The sequence below is a fragment of the Chryseobacterium angstadtii genome (genome assembly GCF_001045465.1).
In the GTDB taxonomy this organism is placed as follows: domain Bacteria; phylum Bacteroidota; class Bacteroidia; order Flavobacteriales; family Weeksellaceae; genus Chryseobacterium; species Chryseobacterium angstadtii.
The window spans coordinates 965,270-990,545 of sequence record NZ_LFND01000001.1; the positions used below are offsets into that span (position 1 = coordinate 965,270).

Consider the following 25,276-nt stretch of genomic DNA (forward strand, 5'->3'; position numbering starts at 1 on the left):
AGCTTTTATTTATAAGATATGGGGATAATATTTTCTGTCTGCAGATGAAGAGGTTTTAGAAACTGATCCAGCAGGATTCTTCCGTTTCTGATGTGGATTTCTATTTCCGGTTTTCTTTCTGCTTCGTATTTTCTGAAAGCATCAGTTCTGTTTTTTTCTGATTTTAAATACCGGGTCAGAGTGGCAGAGTCCTTTAATGCTGAGGTGACTCCCTGGCTGGTAAAAGGAATGAGAGGATGGGCAGCATCGCCTATGAAAACAATGTGGTCTTTATAAAAAGGATTGAGCTGTTCCAGTTCATACACCTTCCACAGATGAATATTATCATAATTTGATCCTTTCACAATAGAAGAAACCATGGGGTCCCAGTCTTCAAAAATCTCAAACATATACTTTTTCAGATTTTCGGTGGTAGGTTCTTCGAAGATCCTGTATTTTTCGTTGTCAAACTGGGAATACCACAGAACGGTATCTTCAGAAATTTTAAGAATTCCAAACGTAAGACCTCCGTCTTCATGATGGTATTTCATGAAATTGCTTTCCAAACGGGCCGCAATATCCTTGCATTTGATGATATTCACGATTTCATTTTCTCTTACGGTTCTCATCGTCTCATCTTTGAACATCTCCCTTCTGATACGGCTTTTGGAGCCGTCTGAAACTATGGCCATATCAGCATCTATATAGGTTCCGTCCTGTTTTTTCAGTTTTCCTTTTTGAGTGGTGCATGGCACTACGGTTTCCCCATATGAGATTTTTTCCGGCGGAATATTTTGAGAAAGAATTCTGATCAGAGTGCTTCTTGAAATCACGAAAACATTTTGAAGGTCTTTTTCAGCCAGTATTTTTCCCTTGTGTGAATACCGGATGTATTTCTTTAAAAAATTACCCTGTTCAAAGAGTACAGACGGATCAATGATTTGTGAAAGATGTTCTATACCTTCTTTTGGAAGTAAAAATCCGTGGCCTGTAAGATCATCTTTTTTTCGTCTTTCATAAATGTGGTAATCCAGTTGGTATTTTTCTAAGTAATTCGCCATGCTTAGGCCGGAGATGCCGGCACCCACTACAGCAATTTTGTTCATTTCGGAATAATGGATTTTTTCAGTTAGTGTTTAAGCTTACGTTTTGTAAGTTGTTATTTTGATAAGTGCAAATGTAAATTAAAAACACTAACTATATGAAAAAAATAAATGAATTTAATTTGGAATTAATTAAACATAAAATAAAAAGAGATATGGTTGTGTTATTTTTAACGAACTGGATGGGTGTATTTTAAGTCAAAAAAACCGGGAAATAAATCCCGGTTGATTATTTATGCTTCTTCAAGCTGTACTGTAAAATGCCTTAGCAGATCAGGCTCCCAGGTGATTTTATATCCTGTGGAGATCTCCTCACGTCTTTCGTATACATTTTTAATTGCGGCTGCAATATAGTCCATATGGTTATTGGTATACGTTCTTCTTGGAATGGCAAGACGTACCAGTTCCAGTTTCGGATAGCGGTTTTCTCTGGTTTCAGGATCTCTGTCTGCCAGTAAGGTTCCGATTTCTACGGTTCTGATTCCTGCTTCCTTGTAAATTTCAAGGCCTAAGGTTTGTGCAGGATACTCCGCACGGGATACTTTAGGGAGGAAATTCAGAGAGTCAATGAAAACGGCATGTCCTCCGATAGGTTTTTGAACAGGGATTCCATATTCAATCAGTTTATTTCCAAGATATTCCACCTGTGAAATTCTGCTTTCCAGATAGGCGAATTCCGTAGCTTCGTCAAGACCTACAGCCAGAGCTGCCATATCTCTTCCGGCCATTCCTCCATACGTGATAAAGCCTTCGTAAATAATGGTAAAATTAGATGCTTTTCTGAAAATATCTTCACTGTTCAAAGCAATAAATCCTCCGATATTCACAAGACCGTCTTTCTTGGAACTCATGGTCATTCCATCTCCGTAAGAAAAAATTTCTTTACAGATCTCTTTGATGGTTCTGTTTTCCTGGCCCTGCTCTCTTTTCTTAATGAAATAAGCATTTTCCGCGAATCTTGCCGAATCAAAGAAAACAGGAATTCCATAACGGTTGGAAAGTTCTCTTATCGCTTTCATGTTTTCCAAAGAAACGGGTTGACCTCCTGAAGAATTACAGGTAATTGTAATCAGACAGAATGGAATGTTTTCTTTAGGGTGGCTTTTATAAACTTCTTCCAGTTTTTCAAGATTGATATTTCCTTTAAAAGGATGAAGGTCATTAATGTCAAAAGCTTCATCAATAGTACAGTCGATAGCGTGAGCTTTTCTGAACTCAATGTGTCCTTTTGTGGTATCGAAATGAGAGTTTCCAGGGACTACATCACCTTCTTTAACCAAAACCGAGAAAAGAACATTTTCAGCAGCTCTTCCCTGGTGGGTAGGCAATAAATATTTAAAACCGGTAATTTTTTCAACACTGTTCTGAAGCTGCTCAAAAGAACGGGATCCTGCGTAGCTTTCATCTCCGGTCATCAATGCGCCCCATTGTCTGTCAGACATTGCGCCCGTCCCTGAATCGGTAAGAAGGTCAATGAAAACCTGTGACGATTTCAGGTTGAAAAGGTTATAATTAGCTTCTTTAAGCCATTGTTCTCTTTCTTCTCTCGTCGATTGGCGGATTTCTTCCACCATTTTGATACGAAACGGTTCTGCGTATGGTAATTTCATGCGTTAAAATATTTTTTTAGATTGTTTGTAAAGAAAATTTGTTTGAAATAATTTCAAATTCATCAATGTATATTCAAAAGAAAGCAGAAGGAACTACTCAGGAGCTTTAAATATATTGTCGTCTGAGTGGAACCCGGCTACACCGCCGCTTACCGCAAACTTCATGGCAGAAGCAGCAGTCATTCCCACTACAGGTTTGATGTTTTTTTCTTCAGTAACAATTACCCATCCTGAAATAGCATAGGAGTGGGGAAGATATACCGCAACGTAATTATGTTTTTCGACGTCTGACATTTCCTTTTGAGTCAGGAAACCAATTCTCCAGATTTCAGGATTTTCGTTGGTTTTTACCCAGACAGGATCGTTAAATTTCTTTTTATCGCCCACAAAAGATGACATGACATCTTTTGTAGGGGTGTAAATATGCTTCACCCCCGGAGTTTTCTCCAGAAGGCTGTCCATCGTATCGAAAAAGAACCGTCCTACTACGAATTTATTTCCGAGATAGCCCAGAATCGCAGTGATCAGAATTGTTGAAACAAAAACCAATCCCGGAATTTCTTTGGCAACGGAAGGAATGATATTGTCAATAGCACTCACAATATACCAGATCACAAAGATAGTAAGCCCGATTGGCCCAATAATAACCAGCCCCTGAAAGAAATTTTTCAGGAAAAAGTTGGCTATATTTTCGAAGGTCGGTTTTTTCAACGTGGATTTTTTACTTTTTTTATTTTAACCGTGAATAGATTGTTTGTTTCCGTAAGATTTTATGATATTGGCTTCATATTCCAGCCATTCTTCCCAGCGCTTGTTTACCTTTTCCGGTTCGCCAAGCTGTCTTGCAAATCCTATAAAAGTGGTGTAATGATTGGCTTCTGAGATCATCAGTTCCTTATAGAATATTTTGAGTTCTTCGTCTTTAATATTTTCGGTAAGCACTTTAAATCTTTCGCAGCTTCTGGCTTCAATCATTGCTGCAAAAAGCATTTTGTCTACAATAAGATCTTCTCTGCTTCCCTGAACGACAAATTTGGCAAGTTCGTTTACATAGTCATCTTTTCTTGCTCTTCCGAAAGTATAGCCTCTTTTCTTGATGATATCATGAACCTGGCTGAAGTGATCCAGTTCTTCTTTTGCAATAACAAGAAGTTCGGTCACAATTTCAGTTTCTTCAGGCAGCATGGTGATCAAAGAAATGGCATTGGTTAAAGCTTTTTGCTCACACCAGGCATGGTCCGTTAAAATTTCTTCTATGTTTTCCTCCGCAATATTTGCCCACCTTGGATCGGTAGGAAGTTTCAACTTAAACATGTTTTGAATTTTCTGTAAAATTAAAATAAATTGCAATAAGAAATGGTTATTTTATTTCAAATTGTCTGCTAAAGTATTAAGTCGCTGTTTTTTTTCTTAAAAACTCCAAAACTTTCCAACCCATATCATCTACTTTTTTTAAGCCCGCGGCAATAATAAAAGCCAGAATAATATTAATGATATAAATGAGAATCATCAATGTCCACCAGGGCATATGGTCTTTTAAAGGAACCACAATAAAATAGACCAGAGAAGAGCTTAATCCCTGGGCGAAATAAAAGAATATGGCATTTTTCCCGATATAAGTCACAAAATTTTCTTTTGAGATCTTTAAACGGTTGTAAAGCACAAACAAAGTGGTAAGTGAAAACAGGCACCAGATAATGTATGGAATTCTTGGTGGGAATTTATTTTTATTGATTTTATAAAAGATCTCGCTTCCGTAATACCAGAACATCCAGATCAATGCTCCTGCAACGAGTGCATATAAAACAGGAATGATCTTTGTTGGGATTTTTTTGCCACGCATTCTGTTGGCAATCAAAAAAACGGCCAGATAAAATGCAACATAGCCTACCTGTCCCGTCGGATAGATTTCCGGAAAAAGATTAAAGATTAAAGTCAGTGAAAGACAGATTCCTATAAACCAGTTGACATGTTTGGGAAAGAATCTTAGAATCAATACCCCGAAAACAGCCAGAATAAAATACACTTTCAGATACCAGAAGCTTCCCATTACTACAGGGAAGGTGTCTGCATTGGTATATTGGTGAAGGTACCAGTTTCCGAGATTCTGCCATTGGGGAATATCTGAAACACTGGTTGCCGCATACTTTGAACCAAAAGTGGAATAAAAGCTCTGAAGCCATTCCATAGAGAAAAATGTTAAGCCAAAAACTTTGAAAAAGTAATCCATAAAGAACAGGAATGTTACAAAGATCATGTAGGTGATCTGAAGTTTCAACAGCCTGTAGAATGTTTTTTCTATGTTTGATCCGGAGGTGATTCCGCTCAGGGCGTAAAAAAGAGCCACATCAAATACGAGAGAAAATACTCGGACCTCTGCTGGAATATAAAATTGTCCGGACCAGAAAGCGGTGTGGATGAAGATGATGGAAAGAGTTGCCATTCCTTTGGCAAAATCAATGTAGAGATCTCTGTTCATTGTTGATGGATATAGTTCAAAAATAAATAAACTTTGGGATATGTATGAAATAAACTGAAAAGAGACAGAACATTGCTGCCTGCCTCCTTTGTTAAATATGCTAAAAATGAATGTTTACTTAAGCTGCTTGAATTCTTCTTCAGAAATTTCTCCGGTCTGGATTTTTCTGAGTTCATCCATGTACTGGCTCATATAGGCATCAATCTCCGGATTGACAGAGTTTTTACCCATTTTATAAGTTCCGTTTAATACACCCTGATAATAATAGAAGAAATTATAATCGAAATTGGCTGCATTAAGATCGTATTGACCCAGAAGGAATCCTAAACGTACCGCAGATCTTCTTTGCGGAGGAGTTCCGTGGTGATTGTAGCTGTTGGTCTGATAGTCTCCGATGCTTTGTGCAAACTCGTAAGCCGCTGCAATTTCAGAGAAATTTGTTTTGTTGTATCCGTTGGGTCTTCTTAGGTAATATCCTGCAAATCCGTCTGCTTCCAGTTCGTTTGGTCTTGCAGTAGATTCATTTACGGAAGGAAGGCCAAAAATATACTGAAGCTGATGTCCATATTCGTGGGCAAGGATCATGGCATTTACGATATCTCCGCCTTTGTTTTTTGCGTCAGCGTAGATGGCGTATCCGTAGTAAATTTTTCCTGAGGAATAAGAGATGGCATTGTATGTTGAATTGAAATTAGAAGGATCATCTACAAAACGAAGTGTAGGATTGCTTCTTCCCCAAAGACTTGCGATCTTGGTCATTTGCCCATTCATGAAGTTGGTATCTGCTGTGTTCTGAAGTCCGGTTTTCAGGACGGCTGTAGAGCTCCAGTTCTGATCTACGTAAGAACAGCTTTTTTCAAGGTCTCCCGGTTGATCAAGCTTGGCGCTTTCAGACTGAGATTCAGGAAGAACAGATTCTTCCATTTTGTCATCACGGCACGCTGACAGTGAGAAAGCGGCAATGGCTCCTGCCAGTAAGCAGAATTTGAAGTTTCTTTTCATATAAAATATTTTTGGTGGATACGAAGGTATAAAATTATCTCTTATATATGAGTACTTTAATGTTAAAAATTATTCAAAACATAGTGAAATGATTTTTATTAAAAAAATACAGATCTGATAGTAAGGTATTTAGAAATTTATTCATATATTTGCACCTCGAAATAACTAAAAATTTATAAACAATGTTTGCAATTGTAGAAATAGCAGGGCTTCAATACAAAGTTGAGCAAGACCAGAAGTTGTTTGTAAACCGTTTAAAAGGAGAAAAAGGAGACAAAGTTTCTTTTGACAAAATTCTTCTTACTGTAAACGGTTCAATCACTGTTGGCGCCCCAGCTGTAAGCGGTATCACTGTAGATGCAGAGATCCTAGACCACGTAAAAGCTGATAAAGTAATCGTTTTCAAAAAGAAAAGAAGAAAAGGTTATCAGGTGAAAAACGGTCACAGACAATCTTTAACTCAAATTAAAATCACTGGTATCACTGGTTTTGAAGGAGGATCTAAGAAAGCTGCTAAAAAAGAAACTGTGAAAGCTGAAGTTCTTTCAGACAACGCAACTGTTAACTTTGGTGAAGATCACGAACTGAACTATCACTTGAAGAAAAACAACTTGTCTCAGTCTAAAGAAAACAGAGAGACTTTAATTACTTTAGGTAAAGCAGTTAAAGTTGAATTAGAGAAAAAAATTCTTACTCACGAAGAAGTAGATGCTGCTATCGTTAAGAATATTGATCAATTTAAAGCACTTAACAAATAATCCAGTAATAAAATGGCACACAAGAAAGGAGTCGGTAGTTCCAAGAACGGTAGAGAGTCTCACTCTAAAAGATTAGGTGTGAAGATTTTCGGAGGACAAGAAGCTATTGCCGGAAATATTATTATCAGACAGAGAGGTACACAGCACCACCCGGGTGAAAACGTGGGAATGGGTAAAGACCACACTTTGTTTGCATTAGTAGACGGTAAAGTAGTTTTCAGAAAGAAAGCAAACAACAGATCTTTCGTATCTGTAGAAGCAAACGCATAATTTTAAGCGTTTTATAAAATTTAAACCTCGGCATTAGCTGAGGTTTTTTTTGTTTTTAATGCTACATAATAAAAATATTTTCATTAATATTCTAATTATTGTGAATTATTTATATATTTGTTATAACCAACTAACAAATCATTTGCGAATGCTGAAAAATAAATAAGTAAGTTTCGCATTAAAAACAAAAACTATTATGAAAAACCTGAAAAAACTTTCAAAGAAAGAATTAAAAACAATTGAAGGCGGTGCTTTGGCATGTCCGGTTCCTGCAACTACATGTGGTGAATGGTGCTCATGGACGGCGCAGCAAAGACTCCGTTGTCCTAATTTGGTTTCCGATCCCGAACCATGTGGATGTTAACATAAATAAAATAGTTATTGAAAATCCCCGGCATTGTCGGGGATATTTTATATAAGTTGGTCAGTAATTTAACCTGAGTGTGGGATTCGTGATATGGGTTTGAGAGTCGGAGGGTTTGAGGGTTTGAGGGTTTTAGCGTTTGAGAGTTTTAGTGTTTGAGAGTTTCGGGAAGTGATGAGTGATTTTATGCGTATCTTGGAGTTAGAGGATTTTTATATTTCACTTGCGTAGCAAAATTGGCCTTTGACTTTTCTAAATCTCAGCCTTAGCCTGGAGACCAGAAATCCTACTATCCCGAACTGAGGTTAATTTATGATATTGTGGAAAATTAAACAAGATTTCACACGACATGAAGCCGGTTAAAAAAAGCTCCCTGTTTCTGAGAACAAAGAGCTGATGTATTTTAAAATCCTACCTGGAATCCTGCTTTGACTCCAAATGTGGAAATGTCCGGCCGGTCGAGATAATTTCCTCTCCAGTTGAAATCTACCCTGAATATTCTGAGGTTTCCGATTCCGATGTTTTCAATTCCGAATCCGTATTCAAAATAGATCTGCTCACTTGGTGCAGAGTATTTAAATCCATCTACATTGATGGCTTTGGAAGCATCGCTTAAAGTTCCGTAAGCACTTCTGATAAATGCAATTTCACGAAGTTTAAGCTTTTTGATCAACGGAATAAATGAAAGGATCTTTCCGTTAAAATGATGCTCAAGGTGAAGCGTAGAGTAGGTATCCGCTACAAACTCATAATAATTAAGCTGAGCGAATGTATTTTGTGCCAAACTGTAAGACTGGTTTCCCGGAACTACGTTTTGTAAGGCCAGAGGAACAGTGTCAAAAGTTTTTCCAGCTTCAAAGCTTACAAGGGTTTTCCCCCAGCTTCCGATCAGTACAGGTTTGTAGAACATAAACTGAAGTCTGTTGTAGTTGAAATCTCCGTTAAACAGGCCTTCAATACCTCTTGTGTATTTCAATATGATGGTAGGTGCAAGAGTTCCGTGCTCATAACGGTCAACTCCGGTCTGAGAGAATTTGGCGCCCGGTCGTGCGATTAAACTAAGAGTTACGTGTGAATCATTCAGGGTTTTTCTCAAGTCACCGTTTCGATAATACATCAGACTGAATTTTTCGGGATTGGCAGATTTTATACTCTGTAAAGTTCCGTCTACTCTGATCTGGAAGTTTTTCCATGGTTCAAAAGAAGCGAAAATATTCGTTTTGTTAATTGAACTCAGTGACGCGTTTTCCCCTCTTGCAAAAAGGGTGGATGAGGCGAAAGTACGGGCCATAATACCATCATCGGTGGTAAGCTGCACCCCAAGCTGTTCTATATCTCTTTTGGTTCCTGCTCCGATCATAAATCGGCTGGCTCTGTTAAACATATAGCGTGCCTCGGCTCCATATTTTACCTGTTGATCTTTGAAGCCATAAGCTGTATAAAACTGAACCCTCCACGGATCGTTCTGTCCAAAGTAAGTTCTTGCGCCAAGTCTTATTCTGTCTCCTTCCACTTCATTTTTCCCATAAATAGAGAAGATCGGGCCGATGTCTATACCTTTAAATGCATTATAATAGCCGGAAGCAAGGGTTTCGTATAACTTAACAATACGGTTGAATTTTGGGGTCTGCTGAAGTCTGTCAAGCATTTCATAAACGCCCTGTTCAGATTTCGATAATGAGTCCGGTCTTGCTTTTACCCAGTAAGCATCATCTTTGTCTACGAATTTGTCGTCATATTCTTCCTCCTTCCTTGTAAATATCTTCGCATCCAGAGGTTTATTGAATTCATATTGTGAATAGTCAACGGATCGTTTGGCGATAATGCTTTTAGAGGTTCTCTTTTTGGCAAAAGGAGTAAGCTCTATCTCGGTGATGAATTTTTTGGGAAGGAATGTATTTTCATCAGGATTGTCATATTCAAGCTCTGTGGAAATACTGTTGATAAAGTTGACATTGATCTTCTGCGTGGATTTTAAAGTGGCGCCCAAAACGGCATAGCTGTCTGTGTCTATATAAAGATAGCCTTGGAAAGCTAAAACCTCCTTTCTTTTAGGTTGATACCTTATCTTATAAGCGCTTTCTCCACGAATCGAGATAGTGTCTGTTAAATTATAATCATAAGTACTGAACCCGCTTGAACCTACAGGACTCGGAAATCCGATGTCGAAATAGTTGAGCGTGTTGTCATAAATATTAATATCGCGGTATAAGTTTTTCGCTGTAATGGTAATCACCTGGTTGTCCTGAAATCCGGAAGTTTTCTGAGCTACCAGCATTCTTTTGGTCTTTTTTCCGGGTTTGTTTTCGCCGAAATTTTCATAAATAGATTCGTTCAGGAAGATCGGAAGTCCTATTTTTCCGCTTGCTGTGGAATCTGCATATTCAAAGATGAAATCCAGCTTATTGAAAATCTTTTTGCTCATAAAGGCGCTGTCCAGATTGTTGGCATCAAACTGAATTTTTTCGTACTCTTTGTAAGTATAAGTGTCGAATTTTTCTAAACCGTTGTTTCTTTTCCTTTTCCATACTTCCTGCATAATGGCATAGGCAGGATTTTCCTTCTTGTTTTTATATTTAGGTTTTTCGTTATGAATTACAATCTCATCAATGGTGCTTACTTTTTCCTGTGAAAGTTTTACAAAAATATTTTGCGCCGTTTCCGGAGTGATAGTTACCGTTTCGGTAGAGTAGTTCTTTTTGGAGAATCTTAATTTGTAGATAATGCTGTCCGACTGAACGCTGAAGCTTCCCTGTGAAGTTTTCAGAAGAGGTTCAGTATTGTCATTGATGAATATATCTACACCCGTAATTTCTTTGCTGGTTTTAGCATCAGTAATTCTTCCGTTGGCTGTATTTTGGGCGAACGTCAGACAAGAAATAAAGAGCAGAAAAAAGAGGTTATAATATTTAGAGTTGTTGTTTAACATCATTTGGTTCTTCAGGCAGTTAGCATAAACAAAAAGCGTGCAGTTTATTTAAAAAAGATCATAATTTTTAACGTTTTCTATGAAAAATCACAAAACTACAAATGTAACGAAAATAACAGTAAAAGATTGTGATAATTAATCGTTTAATCTTTATGAATTTCAGTAGTAAATAATCGCTTTTAATTCATCTGATTAAAAGAATAGTGAGCTTGATGAAATATAAGGTAAAATTTTACTATCCACAGTTTTTCCACAATCTATCCATAGGCTTTATAGGGATTGTTAATACGTTTTTAAGAGGTTTTCAAGGGGTTATTCACATGTTTTCCCTTAATTTATTGGGATTTACCAATAGCTTAATTACACCTTCCTGATATTCTATCCACAGGTTATTAACAATTGTATTTCATTGTATTATAGAATTTTATATTTATGATAGGATCTTTATCCACAAATTATAGTGATGATTTAATAGAATTGTAAAAAGGGTTGTTGACAATAGTTGTAATACTGTCCTTTATCTGTGGAAAACGATAAGATTGATGTTGATAAATAAACTGGAAATTCCAGACAATAAGGATAAGTTTTGAAATAGTTGTTTATGTTTATTGTAAAAACTGAGTAATGTTTAATTGATGACAGTGATATATTTGGAGTAAGCCCATAAAAAAAGACCTACATTTCTGTAAGTCTTTTTGCTCCTCCTGCTGGGCTCGAACCAGCGACCCTCTGATTAACAGTCAGATGCTCTAACCAACTGAGCTAAGGAGGAATTTTCCTTTGTTTAAGGTGTTGCAAATATAAAAGGAATATTCATATCAGGCAAGTTTTATCCTTAATTAACAGTGGATTTTGGCCAAAAATATTGACTTTCAGGAGGAAATATTTTTATTGTTTTAGATGATATTTGCTGAAAAGCCGTTTTGTGCCATGTTTCTCCATTTGTATTTACTGAAGAAAGTAGACAAATTAAAGTATAAAAGCAGGGATTTGTGAGTTAAACAGTAAAACCGGACGTAGAATTTGTGTCTCGTTAGGTCTAATGTAGGGTCTTTGTTTATTTATTCAATTGGTTTTTTTTAAAGGTTCTTCTTTTGCTTTTGAGGATTGTAGCAAACTCATGAGATGTAGTTTTTATTCTCTTATGCTAATTAGAGAGATGATTTTATCCTTTGTTTGATAAATGGCGTCTTTTTTCTATTTTAAATTGCTTTTAAAAACTATTTCTGCCGGATGCTGAAGCCTGTCATCTTATTTATCAAAAGCTATAAACAAAAAAAAGACCTACATTTCTGTAAGTCTTTTTGGCTCCTCCTGCTGGGCTCGAACCAGCGACCCTCTGATTAACAGTCAGATGCTCTAACCAACTGAGCTAAGGAGGAATGTCCTTTGTTTTAAGTGGTGCAAATATAGGACGAATATTTATACCCTACAAATATTTTTTAGAAAATTTTCAAAAAAATTATAAACTTCCCGTAAGTGCTTTAAAGATATCACTTCCGAAGATCAGTAACATCAATCCTAACAGGAAGATAACCCCGATCATCTGTGCGTTTTCCAGTACTTTCTGAGGAACAGGTTTTCCCGTAATCACTTCCCATAAGGTAAATAATACGTGACCACCGTCAAGACCAGGAATAGGAATAAGGTTAAGGAATGCCAACCATACAGAGAACATCGCCGTAAAGCTCCAGAACATGCTCCAGTTAATGGATACAGCTCCGTCCTTAGACTTCTCTACAGGCATGTTTTTGATGATCGCTAAAGGACCTCCCACTTTCTTATACCCCTGAACTTTTTTGTTGAATACCAGCTTAAACTGTTTTACCTGATATGTTAAGCTTTCAATACTTCTGGTAAACCCACGACCGATAGACTGGATTACAGTGAAATTCTGAGTGTTGGCATATTTTTGAAGCTGCTTGTAAGAAGCAATACCTAGCGTCCCTTCTTTAGATACCTCAAGGCTTAATGGCTGTAATGCACCGTCTCTTAGTACTTCTACACTGATCGGTTTTCCTGCATTTTTTACAACAGCACCCTGAAATTCGTCATAATAACTGATCTTCTGTCCATTCACAGAAACCACCTGATCGCCTATTTTTAAGCCGGCTGCAGCTGTTTTAGGATTTACAATCGTATCAATAACAGGGGCGTATCTCGGTGTAAGGAATGCTCTTGGGTTTTCATCTTTGAAAGCCAGTGCTTTTCCATCATCATTCGTATTGAAAGTGACATCTTTTCCGTTTCTTAGAACCGTTACCTGGTCACTTAATAAAATATCCAGAGAAAGCTTGTCCAGGTTGTTCTGAACCTTTCCGTCTACTTTTAAGATCTTGTCACCATCTTCAAATCCCATTGCTTTTGCAACCTGGGTATAATGCATTGGCGCTTCCACTTTTGTCGTGTCGAAAGAAGTTTCGCCATTAAAATAAGACAGACATCCGAAGATAATCCACGCCAGGAAAAAGTTAACTGTAACCCCTCCAAGCATGATAATAAGCCTCTGCCATGCCGGTTTTGATCTGAATTCCCATGGTTCGGCAGGTTTTTTCATCTGCTCGGTATCCATGCTTTCGTCTATCATTCCGGCAATTTTTACATAACCGCCGAAAGGAAGCCATCCGATTCCGTATTTCGTTTGCTCCGGATGTTTTCTCCAGTCGCTGTCTGAAAGTTTTGATATATCGATAGGAACTTCTTTCTCTTTTCCGTCTACTACAATAGTTTCTGTGTCCGGAAGGTTTTTGGAAAGAAATTTATACTGCCATTTTCCGTTGATCTTCTTCATAGAAAAGATCGAAAACCATGGATCGAAAAACAGGAAGAATTTCTCAGCTCTGGTCTTAAACCATTTTGCCGGTAAAAAGTGTCCAAGCTCATGAAGAACCACTAAAATAGAAATACTTAGTATGAACTGGAAAATCTTGATTGCTAATTCCATTAATAAATTTTAGATTTTAATTTGCAAAGGTAACAATTATCAAAACTATGCCAAATAAAAAAGCCTCTCTAAATGAGAAGCTTTGTCATATTTTGAAGGGATTTTACAGATTGAAAGAAACTCCGATACTGCCGTTGTTGCCAACTTCTGCGAAAACACCCACTTTCTCCGTGAAAAAGTAACGGGCTCCGATATGTGCCCCGATTCCGAAATCTTTGCCCAGAACGCCCACGTCTACACCCGGATAGATATCCCATTTAGAAGGAAGATCAAGCGCTTCCTGAAGATGGAAATTTACTCTTCCGAAAACAAAAACACGATTATCTTTGTCATGATCTTTATAATTTCCAAAATAGGCATTAAGACCTGCTCCTACCGATACCAGTTTGTTCAGTCCGTAATCATAGGTTCCGGTAACTCCCGTTCCGTATCCCCAGGCACTCAGTCCCAGCTGGATTTTATGATCTCCTTTTCCTGTGTAAGCCTGTGCATTTGCAGCGGTTCCCATAAAAGCGACCATCAGCACCAAAAACAATTTCTTCATAAACTTTACTTTTTAAATCATATTAATGAAAAATATCCTCATCAAAAATAGAACCGAAATCATTGGAAAATCGTATTTTTATTGAAGTTTTTTAACAAAGTTTATGAGAATTGCAGGACTTAATTTAGATATTGTCTGGAAAAATAAAGACAAAAATTTTCAATTGATCGAAGACCAGCTGAAAAATACGCAAGCAGATATTTTCCTACTTCCGGAGATGTTTTCTACGGGTTTTTGCATGGATGCAGCCGAAGTTTCCGATAGAAATAAAGAATCTCTGGAATTTCTGAAAAAGATGGCGAAAGAAAAGAATGCAGCTTTCTGCGGAAGTGCTCCTGTGGAAGATGAAGGAAATTTTTATAACAGAATGTATTTTGTTCAGCCGGATGGAGAAACGGTTTTCTATGATAAAAGACACCTCTTTTCCTTTTCGGGAGAAGATAAGGTATATACCCCCGGAAATAAGAGAGTGATTGTCAATTATAAAGGTTTCAGAATTTTATTGCAGGTTTGCTATGATCTTCGTTTTCCTGTTTTTGCAAGGAATAATGATGATTATGATGCTGTTTTATATATTGCCAACTGGCCGGAAAAAAGGGTAGGAGCCTGGGAACATCTTTTAAAAGCCAGAGCGATAGAGAATCTGTCTTTTGTATTCGGACTGAATAGAATCGGGACAGACGGGAATAGTCTTTTTTACCAGGAAAGTTCACACTGCTTCTTTGCAGACGGAAAGGAAATTTCCCAAAAGAACGGAAATATGGTGCTCGCAGAACTGAATAGGGATGAATTAAATGATTTCAGACAGCATTTTCAATTTCTGAATGACAGAGACCAGTTTTCCATTGAATTATAATAAATAGGTTGAGGCTAAGGTTTAGATTTAGTATGAGTCTAAACCTTAGTCTCAGTCTAATTAAGCATATTGTTTCAACAATTCGGTGAGGGTATTCACATCATGCACACCGCTTTCTTTCCAAAGAAGTTCTCCATTTTTGAAAACAGCTAATGTAGGTACACCGCGAACACCATATTCGGCAGCAAGTGCAGGATATTGGTCTACATCTACTTTGATGATTCTTGCTCCTTCCCCTATATTTTCTTTTACGGTATTCAAAACGGATGACTGTACTTTGCACGGCTGGCACCAGGTTGCAAAAAAGTCTATAAGTACCGGCCTTTCCGAATTAATGATTTCCTGAAATTTTTGTGACATAATTTTATTTTTATTTCCCGGGCTGATTATAAAGTTTTAGACTGGCATACAAAATCAGTAGTGGGCAGCTTTTCGGTCTTTTTGATTCCGTTGAAGCCTCCTTCTATTTCCGAGAAATTTCTAATACCGTGAGAGTTAAGTATACTTGCAGCAATCATGCTTCTGTATCCTCCGGCACAGTGTAGGAAGAAATGTTCGGAATCATCAATCGTATTTACCCAGTCGCTGATGGTATCAAGAGGTTTGTTAAACGCGTTATCCACATGTTCTGCAGAATATTCGCTCAGTTTTCTGACATCAATCACTCTGGCATTTTCCGTAAACTGTTCTGCAAACTCGGCAGGAGAAATTCTTTTGATTTCGTCAGTTTCTTTTCCTGCAGATTTCCATGCAGCAAAACTACCGTCAAGATATCCTAAAACATTATCGAAACCTACACGGCTTAGTCGGGTGATCACTTCTTCCTCCGTTCCCTCATCGGTCACAAGTAAAATCGGGTGTTTTACATCTACGATCATATTTCCAACCCAGGGTGCAAAATCTCCTTTCAGACCTATATTTACAGAATTTGGAATAAATCCTTTGTGAAATTCTGCCGGGCTTCTGGTATCTAAAATTAAAGCTCCTGTTTCTTCTGCGAAAGCTTCAAAGTCTTCTGCAGAAACAGGGTTTAAACCTTTGTTCATTACCACATCAAGACTCTCATATCCGCCTTTGTTCATTGCTACATTCATCCCGAAATATTTAGGTGGAGCGGTAAGGCCGTCGAGAACCTCCCGGATAAATGACTCTTTGTCCGGCTGGTTAAGGGCGTAATTCGTCTTTTTCTGATTACCTAAAATGTCCACCGTTTCCTTCTGCATATTCTTTCCGCAGGCAGAACCTGCACCATGCGCAGGATAAACCGTAATGCTGTCATCTAAAGGAAGGATTTTATTCTGAAGGCTGTCATACAGAATTCCGGCAAGATCTTCCTGAGTAAGATTGGTGGCTTTCTGTGCAAGATCCGGTCTGCCGACATCACCAAGAAATAAGGTGTCTCCCGTAAAAATTGCGGTTTCGGTTCCGTTTTCATCGATGAGCAGATAAGTTGTACTCTCCATCGTATGTCCCGGAGTATGAAGGACTTTTATTTTAATCTTTCCGATTTCGAAAATCTGGTTATCTTCGGCAATAATAGCTTCAAATGCAGGTTGGGCAGTAGGTCCGTAAACAATAGGAGCTCCTGTTTTTTTACTTAGATCCAAATGTCCTGAAACGAAATCAGCGTGGAAATGGGTTTCAAAAATATATTTTAAACTAACATGGTCTTTTTCAAGGCGATCCAGATAAGGTTTTACTTCTCTGAGAGGATCAATAATGGCTGCTTCATTTTCTGATACAATATAGTATGCTCCTTGCGCTAGGCATCCGGTATATATTTGTTCAACTTTCATCTTATTTATAAACAATTTTGTTATTGATATTAATCTACAAAAATCGGGTTTTATTTTTAAAACAGGTCAAAAATAGGAAAACTATAACGATAGAATAAATCTATATACTCTTTATTTATTCTAATTTACAATACGTTTTGTCAAGAATCTGATTCCTGGTTTGTCTATTTTGAATTCAATATAATTTTCTAGCCGACTCTGTTCATAATTTGATCAGCCAAACCGATTAATGTTAAATATGACCTTTAATTCTTCCGTTATCAGTTCTAAAAGGATCATTGACTAAGTTAAGTATTATTTAACAGAATGTAAAACTAAATTTAATCATGTAATATGACTTTAATGACCGAATATTTTACAAAAACTTTTATATTTATCAGTTAAAAAAAGATCAGATGGCAGATAAAACACAATTTATTGAAGAACTGAATGCAAGATATACTCCAAAGGGAGAACACATTATATTAGGAAAAGGAATGCTGGACGGAGAAGTGGTACCGGAAGTAAATGTTACAATTCCTTTGAAAACAATCAACCGTCACGGTCTTATTGCAGGAGCAACGGGAACAGGTAAAACAAAAACACTTCAGGTTTTTGCCGAGCAGCTTTCCCATGCAGGAGTTCCTTCTTTGGTGCTGGATATCAAAGGTGACTTTTCAGGAATAGCCGAAGCCGGGCAGATGAACCCTATTATTGAAGAAAGATATGCTAAAACCCAGCTTCCTTATAATCCGCAGGCATTTCCTGTAGAGCTGATGAGTATTTCAGGAGGAAAAGGAGTGAAATTAAGAGCTACTGTTACAGAATTCGGGCCGGTTTTATTAAGCAAAATCCTTGAGTTGAATGATACCCAGCAGAGTATTATGTCCATTGTCTTTAAATACTGTGACGATAAAGGGCTTCCTCTTATTGATCTGAACGACCTGAAGAAAGTTCTTCAGTATGTCACCGACAATGCTCAGGGGAAAGCTGAACTGGCTGCTAACTACGGATCTATAGCTTCCGCTTCTTTGGGAACGATCCTGAGATCTATTGTAGCATTGGAACAGCAGGGAGCATCTGATTTTTTTGGTGAACTTAGCTTTGATGTCCATGATCTTCTTGAAACCAGAGATGGAAAAGGGGTGGTGAATATTTTGAGAGTTGCCGAAATTCAGAGTAAGCCGCAGCTGTTTTCCACATTTATGCTTTCGCTGTTTGCTGAAATCTATATGACATTCCCTGAAGAAGGAGACAGTGGAAAACCCAAATTGGTTCTGTTTATAGATGAGGCTCACCTTATTTTCGATGAATCATCAAAAGCGTTGCTCTCACAGATAGAGACAATGGTGAAGCTGATCCGTTCCAAAGGAGTCGGGATCTATTTTATTACCCAGATTCCAGGGGATGTTCCGGAAAATGTTTTATCTCAGCTGGGACTGAAGATTCAGCATGCACTAAGAGGGTTCACCGCAAAAGATAAAAAAGAAATTACCAAAGCTGTAGAAAATTATCCTACAACGGAATTTTACAATGCATCAAGCCTGATTCAGAATCTGGGTATTGGAGAAGCATTTGTAACGGCTTTGGATGAAAAAGGAATTCCTACACCGCTGGTTCATACCTATCTGATTTCTCCAGAATCAAGAATGGACGTTTTAACTGACGCAGAAATTTCTGAATTAACAGGAAATTCTGCTTTAGTCGCTAAATATGAAGAGCCTGTTGACAAAGAATCAGCCTATGAAATACTGACCAACAGAATGGAGCAGGCCGCGCAGAATCCGGCCCCTACCCAAAGAGCAAAACCCGTAAAAGAAGAGCCAGGAATGTTTGAACAGGTCCTTCAGAGTAAAGCCGGAAGAACTTTTACAAGCACCTTAATGAGGGAAGGAGCCAAAGCCATTCTGGGAATGTTTGGTCTGGGCGGAAGAAAAAGATAGTACCATTTTAAATTGTATTTCATAAAAAAATCCTGCTATGAAAATAGGATCAGCTTTTTATTGATATATTTTTTATTATTTTAGCAGGATTGCCTTTATTGCTGTATAAAATCAACGGAAGAGAGTTGTTTTGTAAAAGAATCTGAATGTTTTTTTATAGTCCGATTTTTCCTGATTAAAGATTTTCAGCAGATGCAGCGCCAGCCGTTATGGGTCTATGGCATGGGTTATGTACTGAAATGATTGTACCTGACTTTAGGAATAAAGGCGCAGAAATTTAATAGTAATAAAAAAACAGCAGTATAACTACAACTCAATGTATTCAATTATAGATATAGAAAGTAATGGTGCAGGTTATAGAAATGAATGCATTATAGACATAGCCATCTACAGATATGATGGCCAGAAAATTACTGACCAGTTTATATCTCTCGTCAATCCCGAAAGTGACATCACTCCTTTTGTACAAAAACTGACAAGTATTACCCCTAAAATGGTAAAAACTGCCCCGAAATTTCATGAAATTGCGAAAAGAGTCATTGAAATCACAGAAAATACAACATTGGTAGGGCACAATATTGATTTTGATTACAGAATGCTCCGCCAGTCTTTCAAAAGGCTTGGCTATGAGTTTCAAATCAGTACTTTAGATACGATTCCTTTAGCGAAAAAAATGATTCCTGACGAAGTAAGCTATTCGTTGGGAAAACTCGTAAAATCATTGGGAATTCCGTTAACGAACCATCACAGGGCAGATGGTGATGCAAGGGCAACATTGGAACTGTTTAAACTTTTAATTTCAAAAGACACCGAAAATGAAATTATACAGAAGCAGCACGATGAAACCAATGCCAAAACTTACATCAATAAAATAAAAATCCTCACCCAGGATCTGCCTAATGAAAAAGGCTTTGTTTATTTTCAAAATGAGGACGGGAAAATCATTCTGTCCGATTATGTACAGGATATCAATAAGTTTTCAAAAAAAGTTTTTAATTCAAAATCTAAAAAATGGGAACACATCCAGAAGGAAGTGGAACAGATTAATTATGAACTTACAGGAACCGATATTATTGCTAAACTGATTCTCAATTCAAAAAATATCAAAAAGAGGGAAGTATTTCCTTTCGGACTTTATTTTAGGAATAATAAATACATCGTTGAAAAGAATAAGCTGAACAAAACGGAAAGACCGATTTTGAAATTTAAATCGTTTACGCAGGGTACAAAAGCTGTTCAGTTTATCAGTCAGCAGGAAGAGTTTAATGATGTGAATGTTTTCCTGAAAAAGATAGATTTTAGAAAAAGAAATGAACTTTGGCTCGGACAGGGAAGAAAACTAGGCGAAAAGATGTTCCTGATCATTGATAACGGGAAAGTAATTTCTTACGGTTTCTACGATCTGTTTACCCAGATTCAGACCATGAGCAAGCTTACAAAACTGAAAATCGATCTTCCTTTATCTTCTGTAGATCTGCATAATGACCTGCAGCTGGCGCTCCTTCGTGGAGATTTTGAGACATTGCCCTTACCGAAATAGATAGAATGACCAAAACTGGTTATTTTAAATTGATTTAAGACATAAAAATCACAAAACTATGATCAGTAAAAGACTGCTTACGACGCTGATGTTAAGTGTTTTCGCTGTTGTACTTCCAAAAGCGCAGAAAATATCTTTAAAATCCACAGATGTTATTCCATCTCAGGTAACAGCCAAAGAAGGGAATTATAAAGGCAAAAATGCTCTGGTTCTTGAAATTCAGGGAGAAGTAACCAATGAAAAGACATTGGCTTTAATCAAAAACATAGATTTTCATAACGGAACTATTGAAGCAACCATTTCGGGACAAACCAATTCAACAGCGAGTGAGACGGCCCGGGGTTTTGTAGGAATTGCTTTCCGCGTGGCCGGCGATATTTCTAAAATGGAAGTGTTTTACCTGCGTCCTACCAACGGACGTGCGAATGATCAGGTACGCAGAAACCATTCTACCCAATACATTTCCTGGCCCGGATATCCGTGGGAAAAATTAAGAAAAGAGACCCCGGAAAAGTATGAGGCTTATGCTGATATGGTTCCCGGTGAATGGATCAAAGTAAAAATAGAAGTTAAAGGGGAAACAGCCAAACTTTATGTAAACGGAGCCTCCCAGCCCACACTGATCGTTAATGACCTGAAACAGGGCGGAAAACTTCGTGGAGGAATAGGGCTTTGGATTGGCCCAGGAACACTGGGACATTTTACAGATCTTAAAATAATGAAAGAAGATTAATGACTTATTTTCTGAATTTATAAAAGAAATATCATATTATATACATTATACTCATTTCCTGAAATAAAAAATAAATAGTATTTTTGTAAAAAATAAAACGAAGCAATGCAAAATTTTAAACAAATTAAGACTGGAAAAAAGGGAGCTGTAAAGTTCTCTAAGGTTTGGAATATTTAAAAGAGTTGTCTTGCATAAAAAATAATTAATGTGGCAGACTCTTTTGGTAAGAATCTGCCTTTTTTTATGTTAAAATGAAATTATGAATTCAAAAGAATTATTAAAGATTGCCAATGAGTTTGGCACACCGGTGTACGTTTACGATGCGGAATCTATTAAAACTCAATACGAGAAACTTACATCTTCTTTTTTAAAACACACCAAGTTCTTTTATGCTGCTAAGGCATTGACAAATATTAACATCTTAAAGTACGTCAAGAACTTGGGTGCTTCTTTGGATTGTGTATCAATAAATGAAGTCAAATTAGGGCTGAAAGCAGGATTCCCTAAAGAAAAAATCCTTTTCACACCCAACTGTGTAGACCTTGCAGAAATTGAAGAAGCAATGGTGCTGGGGGTACACATTAATATTGACAATATCTCAATTCTTGAGCAGTTCGGGAATAAATTCGGAAACTCTTACCCTATTCTTGTAAGAATCAACCCACATATTTTCGCCGGCGGAAATTATAAAATTTCAACAGGCCATATCGACAGTAAGTTTGGTATTTCTATTCATCAGGTTCGTCATATCGAAAGAGTGATGAAAAGCACCAATCTTAATGTAGAAGGGCTTCACATGCATACGGGAAGCGAGATCAAAGATCCGGATGTTTTCCTTCAGGCACTGGATATCATGCTGGAACTGTCTGAGCATTTCCCTAATCTTAAATACCTGGATATGGGAAGCGGTTTCAAAATTCCTTACCAGGATAGTGAAGAAGAAACCGATGTAAAAACTTTAGGCAAGAAAGTAGAAAAAGTACTGTCCGAGTTTACAAAATCTACAGGAAGAAAGTTTGAATTGTGGTTCGAGCCGGGGAAATTCTTAGTAGGAAAAAGCGGTTATCTTTTAGTAAAAGCGAATGTAATCAAACAAACAACGGCGACTGTTTTTGTAGGGGTCAATTCAGGATTTAACCACCTGATCCGTCCGATGTTCTACGATTCTTACCACCTGATCGAAAACCTTTCCAATCCAAAAGGAGCAGAAAGAATTTATACCGTTGTAGGAAACATCTGTGAAACCGATACTTTTGCATGGGACAGAAAACTGAATGAAGTAAGAGAGGGAGACATTTTAGCCTTCCACAATGCAGGAGCTTACGGTTTTGAAATGAGCTCCAATTTCAATTCAAGATTAAAGCCTGCTGAAGTATTATTCTTAGACGGTAAAGCACACCTGATCCGTAAAAGAGATGAATTTGAAGACCTGTTGAGAAATCAGATAGAAGTAATTTAGTCTGAGCTCAGGTTTGAGAGTCGGAGGGTTTTAGGGGTGAAAAGTTTCGGGATACGAGATACCGGGTTTCGGGATGCGAAGTGCGGGATTGGAATGTTTCACATTTCACTTGCGTAGCAAAATTGACCATTGACCTTTCTAAATCTCAGCCTTAGCCTAAAAATCTGAAATCTTTCTATCCCGAACTCAAGTTAATCCAGATTCAGATATTAATAATAAAAAAGACTCCGTGGTAATCCCCGGAGTTTTTTTGTTTTGGCCACATTGGGACCTTAATTCATTGAAATTTTAATATTTTATTGACATAGAAAGTATAATTTATTAGCTAAATTTGAGAGAGATAAGATTTTTTAATACTAAAATTACCATTCATTTCTTATCCGGTTCAGTATTCTATAACCTAAACAAACACCAAAAAAATAGTAATTATGGCTAAAAATATTGCAGAGCAGATTGTTGAAATGCTCGAAAATGCCAATGTGAAAAGAATTTATGCAGTAACCGGCGACAGCCTTAATCATCTTAATATTGCCGTTAAAAAAAGCAGCATCCAGTGGATTCATGTCCGGCATGAAGAAGTAGGGGCTTATGCCGCCGCCGCTGAGGCTGAACTTGATGGTTTTGCCGTATGCGCAGGAAGCTGTGGACCGGGACATGTTCATCTCATCAACGGAGTCTATGAGGCACATAAATCCCATGTTCCGATGCTGGTGATAGCCTCCACCATTCCAAGCGATGAAATGGGGATGGACTATTTTCAGGAAACCAATACCATAAAGCTGTTTGACGATTGCAGCTATTATAATCAGATGATCACAAGGCCCGAGCAGGTACAGAGAACTTTGCAGACCGCCATTCAGCACGCGATTTCAAAAAAAGGAGTGGCTGTAATAGGACTTCCCGGAGATGTTTCGGAACTGGATGCCGAAGAAGGATCTACATCTGCACAGATATTCAGGACCAACCCCGTCATCAGGCCTTCTGATGATGAGCTGAAAAGTTTAGCCCATCTTATTAATGAAAGCAAAAAAGTGACCCTTTATTGTGGAATAGGAGCCGGAGAAGCCAATGCTGAGGTCATTGAACTGTCTCAATTTTTAAAAGCTCCCGTAGGATATTCTTTCCGTGGCAAAATGGCCATCCAGCCTAATAATCCCAATGAAGTGGGACTTACGGGATTGCTGGGTTTTCCTTCCGCTTATCATGCCATGCACGAAGCTGATCTTGTCATTCTCCTCGGAACCGATTTTCCTTACCAGAAATTTATGCCCGTAAAAAATAAAATTGTTCAGATCGACGAAAGCCCCGAAAGACTGGGAAGAAGAGCGAAACTGGATCTTGGACTGGCTGGAGACGTGAAAGAAACCATTAAAGCCCTGCTCCCGCTGCTTCAGGAGAAAACAGATGTTCACTTCCTGAATGAGCAGCTGGCATTTTATGAAAAGGTAAAAGAAAACCAGCTGGCCTATGTGAAAGATTTTGGTAAAGAAGATGCTATTCAGCCCGAATATGTGGCTCATACCTTAGACCGCTTAGCGAAGAAAGACGCTATTTTTACCGTAGATACGGGAATGTGCTGTGTCTGGGGCGCCAGATTTATAACAGGAACAGGAGAACGGAAAATGCTGGGTTCTTTCAACCACGGATCTATGGCCAATGCGATGCCGATGGCTATTGGAGCGGCTCTGGCTCATCCGGGCAGGGAAGTTATTGCCATGTGTGGCGACGGTGGCCTTTCGATGCTTCTGGGGGATATGGCGACTATCTTTCAGTATAAACTTCCGGTAAAACTGATAGTGTTCAACAACAGAACCCTCGGAATGGTAAAACTGGAAATGGAAGTGGGCGGCATGCCGGATAATGAAACCGATATGATCAACCCGGATTTTGCGATGGTGGCACAGGCAATGGGCTATCCCGGTAAAAATGTGCATCAGCCTGAAGAAGTAGAAGCTGCCATTAAAGAATGTCTCACTTACAACGGGCCTTATCTCCTGAATATCTTTACCAATCCCAATGCACTGGCGCTTCCGCCGAAGATCGACTTTGATCAGGTTCTGGGAATGACCAAATCTATGACTCAGCTCATGCTTGGCGGCAAGATGGAAGAAGTTCTGGAGACCGTAAAAACCAATTATAAACATATCAAAGGACTGCTATAGTGGTTTTGTTTTAAAAAAAATGTTTTGCAGCTCTGTTCCAGAGTGTATAATGGATATTGTTCATTAAAAATAATCACAATACTTAATTCTGCTTCAGGTGAAAACCTGAAGTTTTTGTTTTTACTAAAACGTTTAAATAATTAACTTTGTTAAAGTAATTTTAATAATTAATGAATTCATTTCTATGAAAGTTTTTACATTATTTATAGCACTCTTTACCGCCAATTTCATGTGGGCACAGCAGGACGTTGAAGACAGAGATGATAATCCGATCACGGAAATCAATAAGAATCTTTTGAAAATAGACATCAAAGAACCGCTTTTACAGGTAGCTGTGAAGAACTGTAATGATTTTAAACCTGCCGCATTTGAAGGAGGTGTGAAGGTTTATAAAGAAACTTTACAGAAATATATGTATGATTATCTGAATTCAGATTTTTATGTACTGAACGGAGATTTCACATTTACGCTTACCATCGATCAGACCGGAAAAGTAACCAATATTGAAGGAACGCCGAAAGTTTCCAACAGTAATTACTTTTTTGATGATATGAAATATGTGGTGAGGCGCATCAAAAAGAGCTGGACTCCTGCATCGTGCAATGGGCAGCCGGTTACCTCACAGATCAAACTTAAAATGAATTTTTCCTCTATAGCAACAGATCTGTAGGGAATTTATATGACCTGAGCGTAACCCAAATGGATGACGAAAACATTCAGAAAAAAAACGATTACTCCCAGTTATCAGATATCTTTAGGCCTTTAGTTTTCCTAAAATAATCTCCTGCCATTCTGTCACAATATTTTGTATCTTTGCAGACTAAAC

Annotated in this window: 21 protein-coding genes and 2 tRNA genes; 10 read left to right on the forward strand and 13 right to left on the reverse strand. The window is 37.8% G+C overall.

The annotated features are described in order from the left end of the window. Positions 1 to 5: 5 nt before the first annotated feature. The 6 genes from ACM46_RS04290 to ACM46_RS04315 form a co-directional block, all read right to left on the reverse strand. A complete protein-coding gene (locus tag ACM46_RS04290; RefSeq protein WP_048505343.1) occupies positions 6 to 1,085 on the reverse strand; it encodes an FAD-dependent monooxygenase in 1,080 nt (359 codons plus the stop codon). A 230-nt stretch (positions 1,086 to 1,315) separates the two neighbouring features. After that, complete coding sequence (locus ACM46_RS04295) at positions 1,316 to 2,692, reverse strand: tryptophanase TnaA (protein WP_048505344.1); 1,377 nt, start codon at positions 2,690 to 2,692, stop codon at positions 1,316 to 1,318. Between the two features lie 93 nt (positions 2,693 to 2,785). After that, positions 2,786 to 3,403 (reverse strand): DUF502 domain-containing protein, encoded by a 618-nt coding sequence (locus ACM46_RS04300; protein ID WP_048505345.1) that lies wholly within the window; start codon positions 3,401 to 3,403, stop codon positions 2,786 to 2,788. Positions 3,404 to 3,427: 24 nt separating this feature from the next. Continuing rightward, positions 3,428 to 4,006, reverse strand: a complete 579-nt coding sequence (locus ACM46_RS04305; RefSeq protein ID WP_048505346.1) for a MiaE family protein — start codon at positions 4,004 to 4,006, stop codon at positions 3,428 to 3,430. Positions 4,007 to 4,082: 76 nt separating this feature from the next. Next, the gene (locus ACM46_RS04310) at positions 4,083 to 5,171 is read right to left on the reverse strand and encodes an acyltransferase family protein (RefSeq protein ID WP_048505347.1); all 1,089 of its coding nucleotides are present in this window, start codon (positions 5,169 to 5,171) and stop codon (positions 4,083 to 4,085) included. Positions 5,172 to 5,285: 114 nt separating this feature from the next. Further along, positions 5,286 to 6,173: a neutral zinc metallopeptidase gene (locus tag ACM46_RS04315; protein WP_048505348.1), complete on the reverse strand. Its 888-nt coding sequence runs from the start codon at positions 6,171 to 6,173 to the stop codon at positions 5,286 to 5,288. A 182-nt stretch (positions 6,174 to 6,355) separates the two neighbouring features. Between ACM46_RS04315 and rplU the strand changes: the two genes are divergently transcribed. The 3 genes from rplU to ACM46_RS23090 all read left to right on the forward strand — a co-directional run bounded on the left by rplU (position 6,356) and on the right by ACM46_RS23090 (position 7,565). Beyond that, positions 6,356 to 6,931 (forward strand): 50S ribosomal protein L21, encoded by a 576-nt coding sequence (gene rplU, locus ACM46_RS22935; RefSeq protein ID WP_083997334.1) that lies wholly within the window; start codon positions 6,356 to 6,358, stop codon positions 6,929 to 6,931. Positions 6,932 to 6,943: 12 nt separating this feature from the next. Further along, positions 6,944 to 7,201 (forward strand): 50S ribosomal protein L27, encoded by a 258-nt coding sequence (rpmA, locus tag ACM46_RS04325; protein ID WP_034726841.1) that lies wholly within the window; start codon positions 6,944 to 6,946, stop codon positions 7,199 to 7,201. A 196-nt stretch (positions 7,202 to 7,397) separates the two neighbouring features. Beyond that, positions 7,398 to 7,565: a bacteriocin-like protein gene (locus ACM46_RS23090; RefSeq protein WP_117614418.1), complete on the forward strand. Its 168-nt coding sequence runs from the start codon at positions 7,398 to 7,400 to the stop codon at positions 7,563 to 7,565. Between the two features lie 403 nt (positions 7,566 to 7,968). Here the strand turns inward: ACM46_RS23090 and ACM46_RS04330 are convergent, their stop codons facing one another. From ACM46_RS04330 to ACM46_RS04350, 5 genes are all read right to left on the reverse strand, one after another. After that, positions 7,969 to 10,497: a DUF5686 family protein gene (locus ACM46_RS04330; RefSeq protein WP_241485966.1), complete on the reverse strand. Its 2,529-nt coding sequence runs from the start codon at positions 10,495 to 10,497 to the stop codon at positions 7,969 to 7,971. 695 nt (positions 10,498 to 11,192) lie between these two features. Next, positions 11,193 to 11,266 (reverse strand) — tRNA-Asn (locus ACM46_RS04335). Positions 11,267 to 11,799: 533 nt separating this feature from the next. Beyond that, positions 11,800 to 11,876 (reverse strand) — tRNA-Asn (locus ACM46_RS04340). Positions 11,877 to 11,956: 80 nt separating this feature from the next. Next, positions 11,957 to 13,438: an RIP metalloprotease RseP gene (rseP, locus tag ACM46_RS04345; protein WP_048505349.1), complete on the reverse strand. Its 1,482-nt coding sequence runs from the start codon at positions 13,436 to 13,438 to the stop codon at positions 11,957 to 11,959. A gap of 103 nt (positions 13,439 to 13,541) precedes the next feature. Next, positions 13,542 to 13,982: a DUF6646 family protein gene (locus tag ACM46_RS04350; protein WP_048505350.1), complete on the reverse strand. Its 441-nt coding sequence runs from the start codon at positions 13,980 to 13,982 to the stop codon at positions 13,542 to 13,544. Positions 13,983 to 14,085: 103 nt separating this feature from the next. Between ACM46_RS04350 and ACM46_RS04355 the strand changes: the two genes are divergently transcribed. Continuing rightward, complete coding sequence (locus tag ACM46_RS04355; RefSeq protein WP_048505351.1) at positions 14,086 to 14,838, forward strand: nitrilase-related carbon-nitrogen hydrolase; 753 nt, start codon at positions 14,086 to 14,088, stop codon at positions 14,836 to 14,838. 60 nt (positions 14,839 to 14,898) lie between these two features. Here ACM46_RS04355 and ACM46_RS04360 read toward each other — a convergent pair whose 3' ends face one another. Next, complete coding sequence (locus tag ACM46_RS04360) at positions 14,899 to 15,198, reverse strand: thioredoxin family protein (RefSeq protein ID WP_048505352.1); 300 nt, start codon at positions 15,196 to 15,198, stop codon at positions 14,899 to 14,901. 26 nt (positions 15,199 to 15,224) lie between these two features. Beyond that, positions 15,225 to 16,634, reverse strand: coding sequence for an MBL fold metallo-hydrolase (locus tag ACM46_RS04365; protein ID WP_048505353.1), 1,410 nt, complete (start codon positions 16,632 to 16,634; stop codon positions 15,225 to 15,227). Positions 16,635 to 17,029: 395 nt separating this feature from the next. Here ACM46_RS04365 and ACM46_RS04370 point away from each other — a divergent pair, with 395 nt between their 5' ends. From ACM46_RS04370 to ACM46_RS04395, 6 genes are all read left to right on the forward strand, one after another. After that, positions 17,030 to 18,556, forward strand: a complete 1,527-nt coding sequence (locus ACM46_RS04370) for a helicase HerA-like domain-containing protein (RefSeq protein WP_048505354.1) — start codon at positions 17,030 to 17,032, stop codon at positions 18,554 to 18,556. Between the two features lie 316 nt (positions 18,557 to 18,872). After that, on the forward strand, positions 18,873 to 20,096 hold the full coding sequence (locus ACM46_RS04375; protein ID WP_048505355.1) for a 3'-5' exonuclease: 1,224 nt from the start codon (positions 18,873 to 18,875) through the stop codon (positions 20,094 to 20,096). Between the two features lie 58 nt (positions 20,097 to 20,154). Next, a complete protein-coding gene (locus tag ACM46_RS04380) occupies positions 20,155 to 20,829 on the forward strand; it encodes a hypothetical protein (RefSeq protein WP_048505356.1) in 675 nt (224 codons plus the stop codon). 259 nt (positions 20,830 to 21,088) lie between these two features. Further along, the gene (lysA, locus tag ACM46_RS04385; RefSeq protein ID WP_173426467.1) at positions 21,089 to 22,288 is read left to right on the forward strand and encodes a diaminopimelate decarboxylase; all 1,200 of its coding nucleotides are present in this window, start codon (positions 21,089 to 21,091) and stop codon (positions 22,286 to 22,288) included. A 428-nt stretch (positions 22,289 to 22,716) separates the two neighbouring features. Continuing rightward, positions 22,717 to 24,450 (forward strand): thiamine pyrophosphate-dependent enzyme, encoded by a 1,734-nt coding sequence (locus tag ACM46_RS04390; RefSeq protein WP_048505358.1) that lies wholly within the window; start codon positions 22,717 to 22,719, stop codon positions 24,448 to 24,450. Between the two features lie 184 nt (positions 24,451 to 24,634). After that, on the forward strand, positions 24,635 to 25,120 hold the full coding sequence (locus ACM46_RS04395) for an energy transducer TonB (RefSeq protein ID WP_048505359.1): 486 nt from the start codon (positions 24,635 to 24,637) through the stop codon (positions 25,118 to 25,120). The last annotated feature ends 156 nt before the right edge of the window (positions 25,121 to 25,276 follow it).